General features: G+C 45.2%; 17 protein-coding genes, 1 tRNA gene, 1 other RNA gene and 1 other annotated feature. Of the genes, 13 read left to right on the top strand and 6 right to left on the bottom strand.

The genetic code is table 11. The annotated features are described in order from the left end of the window. Positions 1-77: 77 nt before the first annotated feature. Positions 78-1,028, bottom strand: a complete 951-nt coding sequence (locus tag SB847_RS20275) for a YaaC family protein (protein WP_410565336.1) — start codon at positions 1,026-1,028, stop codon at positions 78-80. Between the two features lie 120 nt (positions 1,029-1,148). Between SB847_RS20275 and guaB the strand changes: the two genes are divergently transcribed. The 5 genes from guaB to serS all read left to right on the top strand — a co-directional run bounded on the left by guaB (position 1,149) and on the right by serS (position 7,389). Then, positions 1,149-2,615 carry an IMP dehydrogenase gene (gene guaB, locus SB847_RS20280; protein ID WP_038456638.1) on the top strand — a complete coding sequence of 489 codons (1,467 nt, stop codon included), beginning with the start codon at positions 1,149-1,151 and terminating at the stop codon, positions 2,613-2,615. A 152-nt stretch (positions 2,616-2,767) separates the two neighbouring features. Beyond that, a complete protein-coding gene (gene dacA / locus SB847_RS20285) occupies positions 2,768-4,099 on the top strand; it encodes a D-alanyl-D-alanine carboxypeptidase (protein ID WP_410578370.1) in 1,332 nt (443 codons plus the stop codon). Positions 4,100-4,295: 196 nt separating this feature from the next. After that, on the top strand, positions 4,296-5,180 hold the full coding sequence (gene pdxS, locus SB847_RS20290) for a pyridoxal 5'-phosphate synthase lyase subunit PdxS (RefSeq protein WP_003150714.1): 885 nt from the start codon (positions 4,296-4,298) through the stop codon (positions 5,178-5,180). Between the two features lie 21 nt (positions 5,181-5,201). Further along, positions 5,202-5,792 carry a pyridoxal 5'-phosphate synthase glutaminase subunit PdxT gene (pdxT, locus tag SB847_RS20295; protein WP_007615126.1) on the top strand — a complete coding sequence of 197 codons (591 nt, stop codon included), beginning with the start codon at positions 5,202-5,204 and terminating at the stop codon, positions 5,790-5,792. A 52-nt stretch (positions 5,793-5,844) separates the two neighbouring features. Continuing rightward, positions 5,845-6,057: a binding site (T-box leader), on the top strand. A 54-nt stretch (positions 6,058-6,111) separates the two neighbouring features. Then, positions 6,112-7,389 (top strand): serine--tRNA ligase, encoded by a 1,278-nt coding sequence (gene serS, locus SB847_RS20300; RefSeq protein WP_007408744.1) that lies wholly within the window; start codon positions 6,112-6,114, stop codon positions 7,387-7,389. Between the two features lie 10 nt (positions 7,390-7,399). On the opposite strand, the gene SB847_RS20305 is transcribed toward serS, so the two are convergent. Then, positions 7,400-8,545 carry a glycerate kinase gene (locus SB847_RS20305; protein WP_410578372.1) on the bottom strand — a complete coding sequence of 382 codons (1,146 nt, stop codon included), beginning with the start codon at positions 8,543-8,545 and terminating at the stop codon, positions 7,400-7,402. A 217-nt stretch (positions 8,546-8,762) separates the two neighbouring features. Between SB847_RS20305 and SB847_RS20310 the strand changes: the two genes are divergently transcribed. Then, a tRNA-Ser gene (locus SB847_RS20310) sits at positions 8,763-8,855 on the top strand. Between the two features lie 130 nt (positions 8,856-8,985). Here the strand turns inward: SB847_RS20310 and dck are convergent. The 4 genes from dck to SB847_RS20330 form a co-directional block, all read right to left on the bottom strand. Beyond that, on the bottom strand, positions 8,986-9,639 hold the full coding sequence (dck, locus tag SB847_RS20315) for a deoxyadenosine/deoxycytidine kinase (RefSeq protein WP_007615132.1): 654 nt from the start codon (positions 9,637-9,639) through the stop codon (positions 8,986-8,988). Next, positions 9,636-10,259 (bottom strand): deoxyguanosine kinase, encoded by a 624-nt coding sequence (gene dgk, locus SB847_RS20320; RefSeq protein ID WP_032870958.1) that lies wholly within the window; start codon positions 10,257-10,259, stop codon positions 9,636-9,638. The genes dck and dgk overlap by 4 nt, the downstream gene beginning before the upstream one ends. Before the next feature lie 95 nt (positions 10,260-10,354). Continuing rightward, the gene (locus SB847_RS20325) at positions 10,355-11,638 is read right to left on the bottom strand and encodes a glycoside hydrolase family 18 protein (RefSeq protein ID WP_139024058.1); all 1,284 of its coding nucleotides are present in this window, start codon (positions 11,636-11,638) and stop codon (positions 10,355-10,357) included. Positions 11,639-11,709: 71 nt separating this feature from the next. Then, positions 11,710-12,261, bottom strand: a complete 552-nt coding sequence (locus SB847_RS20330) for a cysteine hydrolase family protein (protein WP_014416712.1) — start codon at positions 12,259-12,261, stop codon at positions 11,710-11,712. A gap of 82 nt (positions 12,262-12,343) precedes the next feature. Here SB847_RS20330 and tadA point away from each other — a divergent pair, with 82 nt between their 5' ends. From tadA to SB847_RS20365, 7 genes are all read left to right on the top strand, one after another. Then, the gene (gene tadA, locus SB847_RS20335) at positions 12,344-12,826 is read left to right on the top strand and encodes a tRNA adenosine(34) deaminase TadA (RefSeq protein WP_007615141.1); all 483 of its coding nucleotides are present in this window, start codon (positions 12,344-12,346) and stop codon (positions 12,824-12,826) included. An 84-nt stretch (positions 12,827-12,910) separates the two neighbouring features. Next, positions 12,911-13,175, top strand: an RNA gene (gene ffs, locus SB847_RS20340) — signal recognition particle sRNA large type. Positions 13,176-13,308: 133 nt separating this feature from the next. After that, positions 13,309-15,000, top strand: coding sequence for a DNA polymerase III subunit gamma/tau (dnaX, locus tag SB847_RS20345; RefSeq protein ID WP_410565322.1), 1,692 nt, complete (start codon positions 13,309-13,311; stop codon positions 14,998-15,000). Positions 15,001-15,024: 24 nt separating this feature from the next. Next, the gene (locus tag SB847_RS20350) at positions 15,025-15,348 is read left to right on the top strand and encodes a YbaB/EbfC family nucleoid-associated protein (protein WP_029326155.1); all 324 of its coding nucleotides are present in this window, start codon (positions 15,025-15,027) and stop codon (positions 15,346-15,348) included. A gap of 14 nt (positions 15,349-15,362) precedes the next feature. Then, positions 15,363-15,959, top strand: coding sequence for a recombination protein RecR (gene recR / locus SB847_RS20355; protein ID WP_007615147.1), 597 nt, complete (start codon positions 15,363-15,365; stop codon positions 15,957-15,959). Between the two features lie 18 nt (positions 15,960-15,977). Continuing rightward, complete coding sequence (locus tag SB847_RS20360; protein WP_007408755.1) at positions 15,978-16,202, top strand: YaaL family protein; 225 nt, start codon at positions 15,978-15,980, stop codon at positions 16,200-16,202. A gap of 60 nt (positions 16,203-16,262) precedes the next feature. Further along, the gene (locus tag SB847_RS20365) at positions 16,263-16,526 is read left to right on the top strand and encodes a pro-sigmaK processing inhibitor BofA family protein (RefSeq protein ID WP_003150686.1); all 264 of its coding nucleotides are present in this window, start codon (positions 16,263-16,265) and stop codon (positions 16,524-16,526) included. Positions 16,527-16,758 lie beyond the last annotated feature (232 nt).

Below are 16,758 nucleotides of genomic sequence, written 5' to 3' on the forward strand. Positions count from 1 at the left end.
GGTTTCCCCCTGTGAGAGTAGGACGCCGCCAAGCTATATTATGGTAAAGGCAGCTCATGATGAGCTGCCTTTTTTGTTTATAAGTATTGCTTCAGGAAATTAGAAACGTAATACGGAAATTTGCGTTCCGTGACATCTAAGAACCGGCGGATCATCACATAATCATCACTGACATGCTGTGTCAGCAGTTCATACCACCACTCCGTTTCATATCTCGCAATCATCCCGATATTGTAGAGAACCAAATAATGAATAATCATTTCCGGAAGATGCAGGAAGTGATCACGCTGAGTGGGAATGTAATATTGATTTTTCTCCAAGTGAAACAATAAATTTGGAGAAGACCAAGGTTCTCTGTCTATCGGGTCAGCCTCAAAAACCAAGTGATTATGGTCTTTCCTCAGAAAAGACCACTTTAAATGATGGCTGATATATTCAGCAAAGCGGGAATCAGACATATTGTAGTGAATCACCGCATGCTCAGGCACTGAAATAAGGTCATCTTTCAGCTCTACTCTGGTCAGCCAATTCTTTTTCTCTTGGAAGTAAAAGACAGTGTGCAATTCAGGTATGGCTGTCAGCAATTTCTTCATTGTGTACCGTTCTTCCTCAAGACCAGCTATTCCGAATAAGTGCTTCATTACATGAATACATAAGCCATTGCGCTGCACCTTCACTTCATCATCCCTAAAGGAGTAATTTTGCTTTTTGCGTTTCCGGGCAGTCACGCCATGCGCGAGTACTGAGGCGTGGCTTGGATAGCTTGGATCTGTGGTCAGAAGGCAGGCTTTCAGCAATTGTGACATCCCGTAAAACAACAGAATAGGCTTAATTTCTAAAGGGGAAAGAGATGCCTGCTTATAGAAGGACTCGGCGTGTTTGATAAAGAATATGAAGCGCTCACTGTTCTTAAACGCATATCGTTTTGATTCTTCCATGCCGCTTTCTGTATAGATTTTATTTAGAAATTTCTGGGAAGATTCTACGGAATAAAATAATGATAACTCTTTCCACTCATGATCTCTCATATGTATTTTTAAACCCTTTCCTTTATCTAAATATTTCAACTCTTTTTCGCTTCCTTGACATGCTGTTTTCTAGTTGATAATCTACATATAATATTTTGCCGAAAAGAGGGGGATTTACTAATGTGGGAAAGTAAATTTTCAAAAGAAGGCTTAACGTTCGATGATGTACTGCTCGTACCGGCTCAATCAGACGTACTTCCGCGTGATGTGGATTTATCTGTTGAACTGACAAAGACGTTAAAGCTTAACATTCCTGTCATCAGTGCGGGAATGGATACAGTAACAGAATCAGCTATGGCGATTGCGATGGCCAGACAGGGCGGCTTGGGCATTATCCATAAAAACATGTCCATCGAACAGCAGGCTGAACATGTTGACAAAGTCAAACGTTCTGAACGGGGCGTTATTACAAATCCCTTCTTTTTAACACCTGATCATCAAGTATTCGATGCGGAGCATTTGATGGGGAAATACAGAATTTCCGGTGTTCCGATCGTAGATAATAAAGACGATCAAAAGCTTGTCGGTATCATTACAAACCGTGATCTTCGCTTTATCTCTGATTATTCAATGAAAATCAGTGATGTCATGACAAAAGAAGAGCTGGTTACGGCTTCTGTGGGAACCACATTAGACGAAGCAGAAAAAATCTTACAGAAACATAAAATTGAAAAACTTCCGTTAGTGGATGACCAAAACAAATTAAAAGGTCTTATCACGATCAAAGATATTGAAAAGGTTATCGAATTCCCGAATTCATCTAAAGATGAACACGGACGCCTTATTGTCGGCGCTGCGGTAGGCGTGACAGGCGATACAATGACACGCGTCAGCAAGCTTGTTGAAGCGAATGTCGACGTTATCGTGGTTGATACGGCTCACGGACATTCCAGAGGCGTACTGAACACAGTTGCGAAAATCCGTGAAACATATCCTGATCTGAACATTATCGCAGGAAATGTTGCAACGGCTGAAGCGACAAAAGCTCTGATTGAAGCCGGAGCAAATATTGTCAAAGTGGGAATCGGACCTGGTTCTATCTGTACGACACGCGTCGTTGCAGGTGTAGGCGTACCGCAGATCACTGCCATTTATGATTGTGCCACTGAAGCGAGAAAACACGGCGCGACAATTATCGCAGACGGCGGTATTAAATTCTCCGGAGATATTACAAAAGCGTTGGCTTCAGGCGGACATGCCGTAATGCTCGGAAGCCTGCTTGCAGGTACTTCAGAAAGCCCGGGAGAGACTGAAATCTATCAAGGCAGAAGATTTAAAGTGTATCGCGGTATGGGTTCTGTCGCTGCCATGGAAAAAGGCAGTAAAGACCGATATTTCCAAGAAGAAAATAAGAAATTCGTCCCTGAAGGTATCGAAGGACGGACTCCGTACAAAGGTCCTGTAGAAGAAACAGTGTATCAGCTTGTCGGCGGTCTTCGTTCAGGTATGGGATATTGCGGTTCAAAAGACTTGCGCGCTTTAAGAGAAGAGGCACAATTCATCCGTATGACAGGTGCCGGTCTTCGCGAAAGTCATCCGCATGATGTCCAAATTACGAAAGAATCACCAAACTACACAATCTCATAATTGTTACAAATAAAAAACATTTGACAGGGTCGCTGACTCTGTCTATTTTTTTTATATCGAGTGTGATAAAATTTATACTGTTGTGTTTTGAATTTGAATATGTCCTTAACGGCTTAATTATAGATTTAAAATGAATGACGGAGGTCGTAAGATTGAACATCACGAAATGGAAACAGCTGTTGGTGTCATTAGTGGTACTGGCACTGGCCGCAACTTACTTTGTTCCAATGTCTAAAGCGGAGGCAGCCGGCAATGACCCGATTGATGTCAACGCATCAGCTGCGATAATGATTGAGGCTTCATCGGGAAAAATTTTATACAGTAAAAATGCAGACAAAAGACTGCCGATTGCCAGTATGACAAAAATGATGACTGAATATCTGCTTCTGGAAGCCATTAAAGAAGGAAAAGTGAAATGGGATCAAACGTATACTCCTGATGATTATGTCTATGAAATTTCTCAAGACAACAGTTTATCAAACGTCCCCCTTCGAAAAGACGGCAAATACACGGTTAAAGAACTGTATCAGGCTATGGCGATTTACTCTGCCAACGGAGCCGCGATTGCAGTTGCCGAAATTCTTGCCGGAACTGAAACGAAATTTGTCGCTGAAATGAATGCGAAAGCCAAAGAATTAGGTATGACAAACTATGATTTTAAAAATGCCACCGGGCTTGTGAATGAAGACCTTCACGGCAAGCAGCCGCAAGGAGAAGGCGTTAAAGAAGAAAGTGAAGTTTCTGCTAAAGACATGGCGCTTCTTGCAGACCGCCTGATCACTGATTATCCGGAAGTTCTCAAAACAACAAGCATCGCTAAGACGAAATTCAGAGCCGGCACTGATGATGAAATGGACATGCCGAACTGGAACTTCATGTTAAAAGGTCTTGTTTCTGAATACCCTGGCGTTGACGGCTTAAAAACGGGTTCTACCGATTCTGCGGGATCTTGTTTTACAAGCACAGCACAGCGGAACGGAATGCGGGTCATCACCGTTGTATTAAACGCAAAAGGCAACCTGCATACCGGACGTTTTGATGAAACGAAAAAAATGCTCGATTACGCATTTAAAAGCAATTTCTCAATGAAAGATCTTTACCCTGAAGGCTCTCAAGTAAAAGGGCACAAAACGATTGACGTTGAAAAAGGGAAAGACAAGCAAGTCGATATTGTTACTGACAAGGCGCTTTCTATTCCTGTGAAAAGCGGGGATGAAAAGAACTATAAAGCCGAAGTGACTTTAGATAAAAAAGAAATCACGGCTCCTGTGAAAAAGGGAACGAAAGTCGGAACGCTGACAGTTACATACAAAGGCAGTGACAAAGACTATGGCTTCCTCAAATCCAAAGAGTTCAGCGTGAATCTTGTAACGAAAAATGATGTTGATAAAGCAAACTGGTTTGTTCAGATGATGCGCGGCATCGGCGGATTCTTCTCCGGAATCTGGAACAGCGCCGTTGACACGGTAACAGGCTGGTTTTAAGAAATAAGAAAGAGCTCTGATGAAAGTTAGGGCTCTTTTGCTTAATATACTGAAAAAACCAAATTATTAGTAAAAAATGATATCTATCTTATTCATCTCGCTGTAAAATAAGAATACCCATATGAAATATTATATTTCTGGGATACAATAAGAGATAGAAATTATCTAACTATACATTGACTAGGGGGACCAAATAATGGCTCAAACAGGTACTGATCGTGTAAAACGCGGCATGGCGGAAATGCAAAAAGGCGGCGTCATCATGGACGTTGTAAATGCTGAACAAGCGAAGATTGCGGAAGAGGCGGGAGCTGTTGCCGTAATGGCGTTAGAACGCGTTCCGGCTGATATTCGCGCTGCCGGCGGTGTTGCCCGCATGGCTGATCCGACAATCGTTGAAGAAGTAATGAATGCTGTATCCATTCCCGTAATGGCAAAAGCGCGTATCGGACATATCGTTGAAGCGCGTGTCCTTGAAGCAATGGGAGTAGATTACATCGATGAAAGTGAAGTTCTGACTCCGGCTGACGAAGAATTTCATTTAAATAAAAATGAATATACAGTCCCGTTCGTATGCGGCTGCCGTGATCTCGGCGAAGCAACGCGCCGTATCGCCGAAGGAGCTTCCATGCTTCGTACAAAAGGCGAACCGGGAACAGGAAACATTGTGGAAGCTGTCCGCCATATGAGAAAAGTAAACGCGCAAGTGCGGAAAGTTGTTGCGATGAGCGATGATGAGCTGATGACTGAAGCTAAAAACCTCGGCGCTCCTTATGAACTGCTTCTTCAAATCAAGCGTGACGGCAAACTGCCTGTAGTGAACTTTGCTGCCGGCGGAGTAGCGACGCCTGCTGACGCGGCATTGATGATGCAGCTTGGCGCTGACGGCGTATTTGTCGGTTCAGGTATTTTCAAATCAGACAACCCTGCTAAATTCGCCAAAGCAATTGTTGAAGCAACGACTCATTACACAGACTACAAACTGATCGCTGAGCTTTCTAAAGAATTAGGCACAGCAATGAAAGGCATCGAAATCTCAAATCTATTGCCGGAACAGCGTATGCAAGAACGCGGCTGGTAAAACCATAGGAGAGCTGGAAGCATGTTAACAATTGGTGTACTTGGACTTCAAGGAGCAGTAAGAGAACATATTCGTTCAATTGAAGCATGTGGTTCAAAAGGTGTCGTCATTAAGCGTCCTGAACAGCTGAATGATATCGACGGCTTAATCCTGCCGGGCGGGGAAAGCACGACGATGCGGCGTTTAATGGATACGTATCATTTTATGGAGCCGCTTCGCGAGTTTGCCGCCCAAGGCAAGCCGATGTTCGGCACATGCGCCGGTCTGATTATTTTAGCCAAAGAGATAGCGGGAACGGATAACGCTCATTTAGGGCTGTTGAACGTTGTCGTCGAGCGTAATTCCTTTGGCCGTCAGGTCGACAGCTTTGAAGCTGATCTGACGATTAAAGGCCTTGATGAGCCGTTTACGGGTGTATTTATTCGCGCGCCGCATATTTTAGAAGCCGGAGAAGATGTTGAAGTGCTCTGTGAGCATAACGGACGCATCGTGGCTGCAAAGCAGGGGAATTTCCTCGGCTGCTCGTTCCATCCTGAACTGACGGATGATCACCGGGTGACAGAGCTGTTTGTGAAGATGGCGGAAAAGCATAAGCAGGAAACAGCTGTATAAAACAGTTGAAAACCGCTGATACTTATAGTACATTATAAACACAAATAAAGATCGAAAAGCGTTGACAGGAAGCAGTAGGGAGCCCCTCTTTCAAAGAGAGCCGATGGGTGGTGCGAATCGGTGAAAGATGCTGTCCGAATCCGTCCTTGAGCGAAATGCTGAAAACAAGTAGGCATTTACGGGAAAACCGTTATGTGTTAAAGCGGGAAGCAAGTGTGAGCTTGTTTTCAATCAGGGTGGCAACGCGAGAGCTCTCGTCCCTTCTAGGGGATGAGGGCTCTTTTTTATTTTCGATAAAAACAGATAGGAGTTGTTAGGCATGATTGATACGAAGGTGCTGAGAGCCAATTTTCAAGAGGTAAAAGCGAAGCTCATTCCAAAAGGTGAAGACTTATCTGACTTTGACAAGTTTGAAGAGCTGGACGAAAAGAGAAGAGAGCTTATCGGTAAAGTAGAAGAACTGAAGGGAAAACGCAATGAAGTGTCTCAGCAGGTCGCCGTTTTGAAACGGGAGAAAAAAGACGCTGATCATATTATTAAAGAGATGCGTGAAGTGGGCGAAGAAATTAAGAAGCTTGATGAAGAGCTTCGTACTGTCGAAACGACGCTCGAAACCATCCTTCTGTCTATTCCGAACATCCCGCACGATTCAGTGCCCGTCGGGGAAACGGAAGATGATAACATTGAAATTCGCAAGTGGGGAGAGGCGCCGGCATTTTCATATGAGCCGAAACCGCATTGGGATATCGCAGACCATTTAAACATTCTTGATTTCGAACGCGCTTCAAAAGTAACAGGCAGCCGGTTTGTGTTTTATAAAGGATTAGGCGCCCGCCTCGAACGCGCGCTCTACAACTTTATGCTGGATCTTCACGTTGATGAATATGATTACACAGAAGTCATTCCTCCTTATATGGTAAACCGTACGAGCATGACGGGTACGGGACAGCTTCCTAAATTTGAAGAGGATGCTTTTAAAATCAGAGAAGAGGATTATTTCTTAATTCCGACGGCGGAAGTGCCGATTACAAATATGCACCGCGATGAAATCTTATCCGGTGAGAACCTGCCGATCAATTATGCCGCATTCAGCGCCTGCTTCCGTTCAGAAGCGGGATCTGCCGGCCGTGATACACGCGGTTTGATCCGCCAGCATCAGTTCAACAAGGTTGAGCTTGTGAAATTCGTGAAGCCGGAAGATTCTTATGAGGAGCTTGAAAAACTGACAAATCAAGCCGAGCGGGTGCTTCAGCTGCTCGAACTGCCGTATCGTGTCATGAGCATGTGTACCGGTGATCTCGGCTTTACAGCCGCGAAAAAGTACGATATTGAGGTATGGATTCCAAGCCAAGACACATACCGTGAAATTTCTTCTTGCAGTAACTTCGAGGCCTTCCAGGCGAGACGCGCAAACATTCGATTCAGACGCGAAGCGAAAGGCAAGCCGGAGCATGTGCATACATTAAACGGTTCAGGCCTTGCAGTCGGCAGAACAGTAGCTGCCATCTTAGAAAACTACCAGCAGGAAGACGGAAGTGTCATCATTCCGAAAGTGCTTCGTCCTTATATGGGAAATAAAGAAGTCATCAAACCGTAAAAGGTGCGCCCTAGAGGCGCGCCTTTTTTGCTGCCCGGTATAGAGCGGCGGCATTCCGGGCAGTGCTTTCAAGGTTAAAACGGCCGGATGCTAAGGCGTCTTCAAGACTTACAGCGCCGGGCACGATAGAAAATACAGCTGTTATTCCTGCGCTGTAAACATGCTCGAAATTTTTGCCTAAGGAGCCCGCCAATGCGATAAGGGGAATTTCTTGAGCAGATGCGCGTGCGGCGATCCCGGCGGGGGTTTTGCCGAATATCGTTTGTCCGTCTATCTGCCCCTCTCCGGTAATGACAAGGTCAGCGCCTCTTATCTGATCTGAGAAGGACAGTGTATCTAATACAACATCAATCCCGCTTTGAAGTTCTGCCTGTAAGAAAGCGATCAGTCCGGCGCCCAGTCCCCCTGCGGCGCCCGCGCCTTTTGCGGTATCCGCTTCGATATCGTGCTGACGTCTCAATATGTCAGCGAAATGGCGTAAGTTGCGATCCAATACAACTTTAGTCTTCTCGGACGCCCCTTTTTGCGGGCCGAAGACATATGATGCGCCGTTTTCGCCGGTCAGGGGATTTTCGACATCACATGCGGCACGGATACGGATATGTTTCAGGTCAGTAGAGAGACCGCTTATATCAATAGAAGCTAGGGTGTGCAGAGCGCCTCCGCCGTCAGGTATCTCCTGACCTTCCTCATTTAAGAAACGCACACCGAGCGCGCTCGCCATTCCTGTTCCGCCGTCATTGGTTGCGCTCCCGCCAAGACCGATGATGATCTCACCCGCCCCGCGGGAAGCTGCATCTGCTATCAGTTCACCCGTTCCTCTTGTCGTTGTGTTCAACGGATCTCTGAGATGGCGGGGCACGAGATGGAGTCCCGATGCTTCCGCCATTTCAATGACTGCCGTGCGTCCGTCTCCCAGAAGTCCATATGCGGCGTTTACCGGCGTTCCCAGCGGACCGGTCACAGTTTTTTTGATGATGCTTCCGCCAGTGGCATCCGTCAAAGCCTGAACGGTTCCTTCTCCGCCGTCGGCCGCGGGTATCTTGATATATTCCGCGTCAGGGAAGATCGCTTTGAATCCATTTTCTATACTGTCAGCGGCTTCTTTTGATGTCATGCTTTCTTTGAAAGAATCCGGTGCAATGATGATTTTCATTATGTTCTCCACCTTTATGAGCAGGTTATCTGTTTGAATATATTCTTGATTTTTACTGTGTTTTCCTGCCCGTATGGCATACTGAGGTTGAATTGGACGCAAGACTTTTGTATGATAGTAAAGCTGACGGACAAGCCGTTTAAGAAAAGAAATAAAAAATATGAAAAAGCGCTTGACTGAAATTTAGGTCATGTGGTATATTATTAAATGTCGATACGGAGGAATACCCAAGTCTGGCTGAAGGGATCGGTCTTGAAAACCGACAGGGGTGTCAAAGCCCGCGGGGGTTCGAATCCCTCTTCCTCCGCCATATTGATTTTAAACCTAATGAAACTCGAGCATATATTGGAGATTGTTTTGTCCGCTGCATGTGATGCAGCGGATTTTTTATATGCAAAAAAAGCGATTTTCTCTGTTCGGGGAAAATCGCTTTGCTATTTTTATTTATTTCTGTTTTCGTTGATCACGTGACTGATTTTTTCGATCAAAGGTTCCAGTGACTGTTCATCAGCTTCAAGGTCATAATCTTCAATGCGTACTTTCAGCACAGGGCAGGCGTTAAAACCGCTGATCCAGTCTTCGTACCGTGTATACATCTCTTCCCAATAGGAGCGGTTTGTCTGCAGCTCCATCTCGCGGCCCCGCTTTTCAATCCGGTTTATAATGTTTTCAAGGTCGCCTTCTAAATAGATCAAAACATCAGGATGCGGGAAGTACGGCGTCATGACCATCGCCTCAAATAGGCTTGTGTATGTTGTGTAATCTGTCAGCGACATGGTTCCTTTATCGGCGTGCATTTTTGCGAATATGCCTGTATCTTCATAAATCGAACGATCCTGCACGAATCCGCCGCCTGATTCAAACATGTTTTTCTGCTCTTTGAACCGCTCAGCCAGAAAATAAATTTGCAAATGGAAGCTCCAGCGTTCAAAATCGTGATAAAACTTCTCTAAATAAGGGTTTTCATCCACTTCCTCAAGTGAGGTATGAAACCCGAGTCGTTTTGCTAAAGCTTTGGTCAAAGTCGATTTTCCGACTCCTACCGTTCCCGCTACTGTTATAATGGCGTTGTTTGGAATATGAATGTCTTTCATTTAATAAGCTCCTTTACCTGACGGGCAATTCTTTCATAGTCTGTCTTATTCAAAACAAAGTCTTCAGTATCACCGTCAATGGTCAGTACAGATATATCCGGGTCTTCTTCCTGAAGCTGTCTGATGGCTGTGTCGTAATCTGTAATGAGACGTTCCAGATATTGATGTTCGATATTTTTCTCAAACGGGCGCCCGCGTTTTTCAATGCGTTGAAGCAATGTCGGCAGGCTTGCCTTTATGTATACAATAACATTCGGTTTCGGCAAGTCGTGAGTGAGCAGATGATAAATCTGCTTATATTTCTCAAGCTTTTGGCCGTGCAATGTACGCTCTGCGAAAATAACATTTTTATAAATATGATAATCGGACAAAACGGGCTGTCCTTGTTTTAAATAATCTCGGTCGGTGTCTTCAAGCTGTTTATACCTGTGACAAAGAAAAAACATTTCAAGCTGGAAACTCCACTCCTCGATATTGTCATAAAACTTATCGAGATAAGGGTTGTCTTCCACAATCTCATTAATCATAGGAAAACCGAGCTCTTCAGAAAGCATCGTAGCGAGTGTCGTTTTTCCTGCCCCGATAGGACCTTCTACCGCGATAAAAGGGGCTCTGTTCATTGAAAATCCTCCTTAATTCTGCAAACATCCGTCAGCTGCCGGCCTTTATATTGTATCACACTCTCAGAAAAGCCCATGAAAAAAGACGCTTCCAATTAACGAAACGTCTCTTTTACAATATGAAATTGATCGTTGAGCAAAAGCCAGTTTTGCGGGAAAGAAAGGCCGAGTTTCCAATAGCTGATCCCTCTTAAATGCAGTTCTTTAATTAAATTGAATTTCGCTTGAATGGATCGTGCGTCTTCAAACCATACTTCATGCCGTCTCTGATTTTCAGCCGTGTAACGAAAGAATGGAGCCTGGGCGGTTTCGTCATATTGAATGTCAACTTTATGGCGTGCTGCCAGAGCGATTGCCTGCTGAGGACTGACGGCTTTCGCTGTCGTTCCCTGTTTGAAAGGCAGTGTCCAATCATAGCCGTACATATTCTGGCCCATGACGATTTTTGAAGAAGGCATTTCTGTCAGCGCATACTCAATGACATTTCTTACAGGGCCGATTGGTGATACGGCCTGAGCCGGGCCCCCGCTGTATCCCCACTCATATGTCATGATGACGACAAAATCGACGATTTCTCCATGTGCCCTATAGTCATGTGCTTCATACCATTTGCCGGCCTGGGTCGCGCTCGTTTTCGGAGCAAGCGCCGTTGAAATCTTCCAGCCTTCCCGATGGAAAATCGTCCTCGCTTCACGTAAAAAACGATTGTAGGCTTCTCTGTCCTGAGGACGTAAATATTCGAAATCAAAATGAATATCGCGAAAGCCGTGCTGCTTAGCCGTGGAGACGATTTCCTGAAAGAGTTTTGTTTTCACAGTATTATCATTCAAAATGAGCCGCCCGAGATCATCGCTGAATGCGTCATTTTCAAGGTTGGTGATGATCATCATCAGTGCGGTGTTGTGCCTGTCACTGATGCTTCTTAAATTGGTGAGAGGCGGTTCCTTTAAAGTCCCGTTCCGCTGCACTTGAAAACTGAATGCGCCGAGGTATGTTAAATAAGGAGAGGCCTCTCTTGCCGCCTGCTGCAGATTAGCACTAACGCTCGTTCCCCGCGGTTCTATATATGCATTTGATTCGATATCGGGCTTATTTGCCTGCTGCGGAATGTAAAGGCGGGTTCCGACTCTCAATGTGGTGCCGGGCTGAATTCCGTTCACCCTCGCAAGCTCCGCGGCCGATATATGAAAACGGCCGGCGATTGCCGCGAGAGTATCACCTTGTTTCACTTCGTAATATTGACCCTCAATCGGGATGACAAGGGTTTGTCCGACAACCAATGTATTCGGATTAGGCAGTTTATTTGCTTCCGCAATGACATTTGCGGCTGTCCGGTAGCGCGCCGCAATAGCGGAAAGTGTGTCGCCCCGTTTCACTATATAGATCTGAATGAAAAACGCCTCCTTTCATATCCGCTATCAAATATATGAAAAAAGGAGGCTGATCATGTTTATTTTTCGGCGGTAATTTGTTTTTCCGTGGTTATTTCTGCGAAGAGAACATTCTCCATCATGGTCAAAGCGAAATCATTGTCTTCGTCGTTATTGGAAGCGGTGCAGTCTTTCGGAATGGTAATGCTGTATTCTCTCATATAAGCGTCGTTGGCTGTGAACAGCACACAAATGTTCCCAGCAATCCCCGTGATGATTAATCGGTTCACCTGTAATTCGGTCAGAAGGGTGTGAAGCGCCGTTTCGTAAAAAGCGGAATGCTTCGGTTTAATGAGAAAATAATCATCCGGCTGAGGCGAAATATCTTTTATAATGGGTGCGCTTCTGTCATTGCTGCATTCCTCCCTGATGGCATCAATATCAGCCTTCCAGAGCCCGTAATGATCATTAATATAAATAATCGGCCAGTTGCTTTGTTTTGCATGCTTCTTTAATGATAAAATACGGGGGACAATTTGTTTGGTTTTTTCAGCAAGACGTTCGCCCATATCAAATTGAAAATTGTTGATCATATCGACAATCAGAAGGGCTGTGTTGTTAGGTTCAGACAATACCGGCAACTCCTTTCTGCTGGGGTATTCCTATTTTAACCTTTATGAGACATGAAAAAACTTAAGAAGAGAGCTTGAACCGATGAATGATGAATATTATATGAGAGAAGCCATAAAAGAAGCGAAGAAAGCCGAAGCGAAAGGTGAAGTGCCGATCGGAGCAGTTCTTGTTCTGCATGATGAGATCGTGGCGCGGGCGCATAATCTGCGGGAGACTGAACAGAGGTCGCTTGCCCATGCCGAAATGCTGGCGATAGACGAAGCGTGCCGTAAGCTGGGGACATGGAGACTTGAGGATGCCGTTCTTTATGTCACTTTGGAGCCGTGCCCGATGTGCGCGGGAGCCGTCGTGCTTTCGAGAGTCGATAAGGTCGTATTCGGCGCATTTGATCCCAAGGGGGGCTGTACAGGAACGCTGATGAACCTCTTGCAGGAAGAGCGGTTCAACCACCAAGCGGAAGTGGTGAGCGGCGTGCTCGGAGAAGAGTGCGGAGAAATGCTCAGCGCTTTTTTCAGAAAGCTGCGCCGGCAAAAGAAAGACATGAGGAAAAAGTTGTCTGAGTAGTACGGTTGCATTTTCTGCCTGAAGCAGATATACTTATGTGTGCATCATGAATGGTGCGCATATAAAAATTTGATATTTATTTTGCCGTGCTAAGCGGGGAGGTAGCGGTGCCCTGTACCCGCAATCCGCTCTAGCGGGGCCGAATCCCTTCTCGAGGTTCGTTTACTGTAAGGTCTGCCTTAAGTAAGTGGCGTTGACGTCTGGGTCCTGCGCAATGGGAATTCATGAACCATGTCAGGTCCGGAAGGAAGCAGCATTAAGTGAAACCTCTCATGTGCCGCAGGGTTGCCTGGGCTGAGCTAACTGCTTAAGTAACGCTTAGGGTAGCGAATCGACAGAAGGTGCACGGTAAATCAATCATCAAATTTCAGACTCACCTGTTTATGGCAGGTGAGTTTTTTCGTATATGAAAAACGGGTTTTGGCGTTAAAAGCACGTTCATGTATAATAAACATGATGAATAACAGAGGAGGGCGCATCCTGTGGGTTACCAAGCTTTATATCGAGTATTTAGGCCTCAGCAGTTTGAAGATGTGGTCGGACAGGAACACATTACGAAAACGCTGCAAAATGCCCTTTTGCAAAAGAAATTTTCTCATGCATATCTGTTTTCTGGACCGCGGGGAACGGGAAAAACCAGTGCAGCTAAAATATTTGCGAAAGCAGTCAACTGTGAGCACGCCCCCGTAGAAGAACCGTGCAATGAATGTGCGGCGTGCAAGGGGATCACAAACGGCTCTATATCAGATGTGATTGAAATAGATGCGGCGTCGAATAACGGCGTAGACGAAATCCGCGACATCCGTGACAAAGTAAAATTCGCCCCGTCGGCCGTCACCTACAAGGTATATATTATAGATGAGGTGCATATGCTCTCTATCGGCGCATTCAATGCGCTTCTGAAAACGCTGGAAGAACCGCCGGCACATTGCATTTTCATATTAGCTACGACTGAGCCTCATAAGATTCCTTTAACCATTATCTCCAGATGTCAGCGTTTTGATTTCAAACGGATTACATCCAAAGCAATTGTCGGACGAATGAAGACAATCGTCGATGCAGAGCAGCTGAAGGTGGAAGAAGGAGCCCTTGATATCATAGCGAGTGCTGCGGACGGAGGAATGAGGGACGCGCTGAGCCTGCTCGATCAAGCCGTATCATTCAGCGGCGAGGAGCTATCGGTGGATGACGCATTGCTCATTACCGGAGCCGTTTCTCAGCACTATATTGGGAAACTGGCATCTGCTCTTCACCGCAAACAGGTTTCCGAGGCATTGGAAACACTGAATGAATTGCTCCAGCAGGGGAAAGATGCGGCCAAACTGATTGAAGATATGATTTTCTATTTCAGGGATATGCTCTTGTACCAGGCCGCTCCCGGTTTAGAAGGAGTCCTGGAGAAGGTGAAGGTCGATGAAACGTTTCGGAATCTGAGCGGTGACATACCGGCCCCCGCTTTATATGAGATGATTGATATCCTGAATAAAAGCCATCAGGAAATGAAGTGGACGAACCACCCAAGAATCTTTTTTGAAGTGGCTGTCGTGAAAATATGCCAGACGGCACAGCAATTCGCCGGAGACATCCCTGAGGTCGGCATGCTGATGAATAAGATTCAGCAGCTTGAGCAGGAAGTGGAAAGGCTGAAAACCTCCGGTGTGAAGGTTCAGATGGAAAGCGCTCCGAAAGAAGCTCCGCGTCCTCAAAAAGGCGGAAAAAGCCACTACAAAGCTCCGGTCGGAAGAATTCATGAGATATTGAAGGAAGCCACAAGACCTGACCTTGAACAGCTTAAAAGCAGCTGGGGCAAGCTGCTGGCACACCTGAAACAGCAGAATAAGGTGTCTCATGCGGCTCTTTTGAATGACAGTGAACCGGTGGCTGCTGCTCAAAAGGCATTTGTGCTTAAATTTAAATATGAAATCCATTGTAAAATGGTTGCAGAAGACAATAACGGAGTCCGTACGAATCTTGAACAGATTCTCGAATCAATGCTCGGGAAAAGAATGGATTTGATTGGCGTTCCGGAAGCACAATGGGGTAAAATAAGAGAAGAATTTTTAAATGATCACCAGCAGGAAAGTGAAGGATCAAACGAACCGGCTGAAGAAGATCCGCTGATTGCAGAGGCGAAAAAACTTGTCGGAGCGGATTTAATCGAAATAAAAGACTAATAAGATGAAAGAGAGTGATTGAATATGCGTGGCGGAATGGGAAACATGCAAAAAATGATGAAACAAATGCAAAAAATGCAAAAGGATATGGCGAAGGCTCAGGAGGAGCTTGCTGAAAAAGTGCTTGAAGGCACAGCGGGCGGCGGAATGGTGACTGTAAAAGTCAACGGCCAAAAAGAAGTTGTAGACGTTGCCATTAAAGAAGAAGTCGTTGATCCGGAAGATATCGAAATGCTTCAGGACCTGATTCTTGCTGCGACAAACGACGCCCTCAAAAAAGTGGATGACATGACGAATGAGACAATGGGACAATTTACAAAAGGAATGAACATACCGGGTTTATTCTAGGGGGATAAATAAACATGCAGTATCCTGAACCAATATCAAAGCTGATTGACAGCTTTATGAAATTGCCAGGGATCGGACCGAAAACAGCGGTTCGTCTGGCTTTTTTTGTTCTAGGTATGAAAGAAGACGTGGTATTAGATTTCGCGAAAGCATTAGTAAATGCGAAGCGCAACCTGACATATTGTTCGATTTGCGGACATATTACAGATCAGGACCCTTGTTATATATGTGAGGACACAAGAAGGGATAAGTCTGTTATTTGTGTCGTGCAGGACCCTAAGGATGTTATCGCAATGGAGAAAATGAAGGAATATAACGGCCAGTATCATGTTCTTCACGGCGCGATTTCACCAATGGACGGCATCGGCCCGGAGGATATTAAGATTCCGGAGCTGCTGAAACGTCTTCAGGATGATCAAGTGACAGAAGTCATTCTCGCAACCAACCCTAATATTGAAGGGGAAGCAACAGCGATGTATATATCAAGGCTGTTAAAGCCCTCAGGCATCAAGCTCTCCCGTATTGCCCACGGTCTGCCCGTCGGCGGTGATTTGGAATATGCTGATGAGGTCACTCTTTCAAAAGCTCTTGAAGGAAGACGTGAATTGTAAGGGAGGAAAAGGCAAGGCATGGGTTTTCTTCGCAGAAATACATTAAGAAAAGAGTTTGACGAGAAGCTGATAGAACAGCTCTTTAAACAAAAAGAAGAATGGAACAGGCAGAAGAGTCTGGTCGAGAAAAGTCTCGAGCCCTCCGCTGAGGTGTTGTTTGAGCTGAAAGTCGCTGAATCTAAATACTTTTTCTATTTAAAAGAAGCGAAGCAGCGGAATTTGAAAATGAGCAGATGGAAGTAAAAGGTCTATTCTCCGGGGTCTTCTCATAAGCTTGTACTAAACAAGCGAGGGGGAAGATTCATGGAGCCTTTTTTCATTATCGGTTTGATTGTCGGTCTGGTTGCTTTGCTTTTTTTATGGGGAGTATCTTCAAAACCGCTAAGATGGATTGGTGTGACTGCGATTAAGTTTATTGCCGGTGCGATTCTGCTGGTGGGTGTGAACTTGTTCGGAGGCAGTCTCGGTATTCATATCCCTGTTAACCTGATTACAACGGGCATCAGCGGGATTCTGGGGATTCCCGGCATCGCGGCTTTGATAGTCATTAAACGCTTCATCATTTAATTTGTCGATTATTGTTGACATGTTACATCAAGGGTGGTATTCTAATATACGTCGCTGATGACGAAACGAATTTTTGAAAAAGAAATTTTAAAAAGTTGTTGACGACACTAACACTGATGTGTTAAGATAATTAAGTCGCTTCAAGAGCGATGGACAAAGTTCTTTGAAAACTAAACAAGACAAAACGTACCTGTTAATTCAAAGTTTTAAATAAATCGCACAGCGATGTGCG

It is taken from the genome of Bacillus sp. SIMBA_026, from assembly GCF_046535335.1.
In the GTDB taxonomy this organism is placed as follows: domain Bacteria; phylum Bacillota; class Bacilli; order Bacillales; family Bacillaceae; genus Bacillus; species Bacillus velezensis.

Coding starts and splice junctions, on each gene's coding strand:
- SB847_RS20275 (WP_410565336.1), bottom strand. CDS start 1,028: ATGAGAGATCATGAGTGGAAAGAGTTATCATTATTTTATTCCGTAGAA.
- guaB (WP_038456638.1), top strand. CDS start 1,149: ATGTGGGAAAGTAAATTTTCAAAAGAAGGCTTAACGTTCGATGATGTA.
- pdxS (WP_003150714.1), top strand. CDS start 4,296: ATGGCTCAAACAGGTACTGATCGTGTAAAACGCGGCATGGCGGAAATG.
- pdxT (WP_007615126.1), top strand. CDS start 5,202: ATGTTAACAATTGGTGTACTTGGACTTCAAGGAGCAGTAAGAGAACAT.
- serS (WP_007408744.1), top strand. CDS start 6,112: ATGATTGATACGAAGGTGCTGAGAGCCAATTTTCAAGAGGTAAAAGCG.
- SB847_RS20305 (WP_410578372.1), bottom strand. CDS start 8,545: ATGAAAATCATCATTGCACCGGATTCTTTCAAAGAAAGCATGACATCA.
- dck (WP_007615132.1), bottom strand. CDS start 9,639: ATGAAAGACATTCATATTCCAAACAACGCCATTATAACAGTAGCGGGA.
- dgk (WP_032870958.1), bottom strand. CDS start 10,259: ATGAACAGAGCCCCTTTTATCGCGGTAGAAGGTCCTATCGGGGCAGGA.
- tadA (WP_007615141.1), top strand. CDS start 12,344: ATGAATGATGAATATTATATGAGAGAAGCCATAAAAGAAGCGAAGAAA.
- SB847_RS20350 (WP_029326155.1), top strand. CDS start 15,025: ATGCGTGGCGGAATGGGAAACATGCAAAAAATGATGAAACAAATGCAA.
- recR (WP_007615147.1), top strand. CDS start 15,363: ATGCAGTATCCTGAACCAATATCAAAGCTGATTGACAGCTTTATGAAA.
- SB847_RS20360 (WP_007408755.1), top strand. CDS start 15,978: ATGGGTTTTCTTCGCAGAAATACATTAAGAAAAGAGTTTGACGAGAAG.
- SB847_RS20365 (WP_003150686.1), top strand. CDS start 16,263: ATGGAGCCTTTTTTCATTATCGGTTTGATTGTCGGTCTGGTTGCTTTG.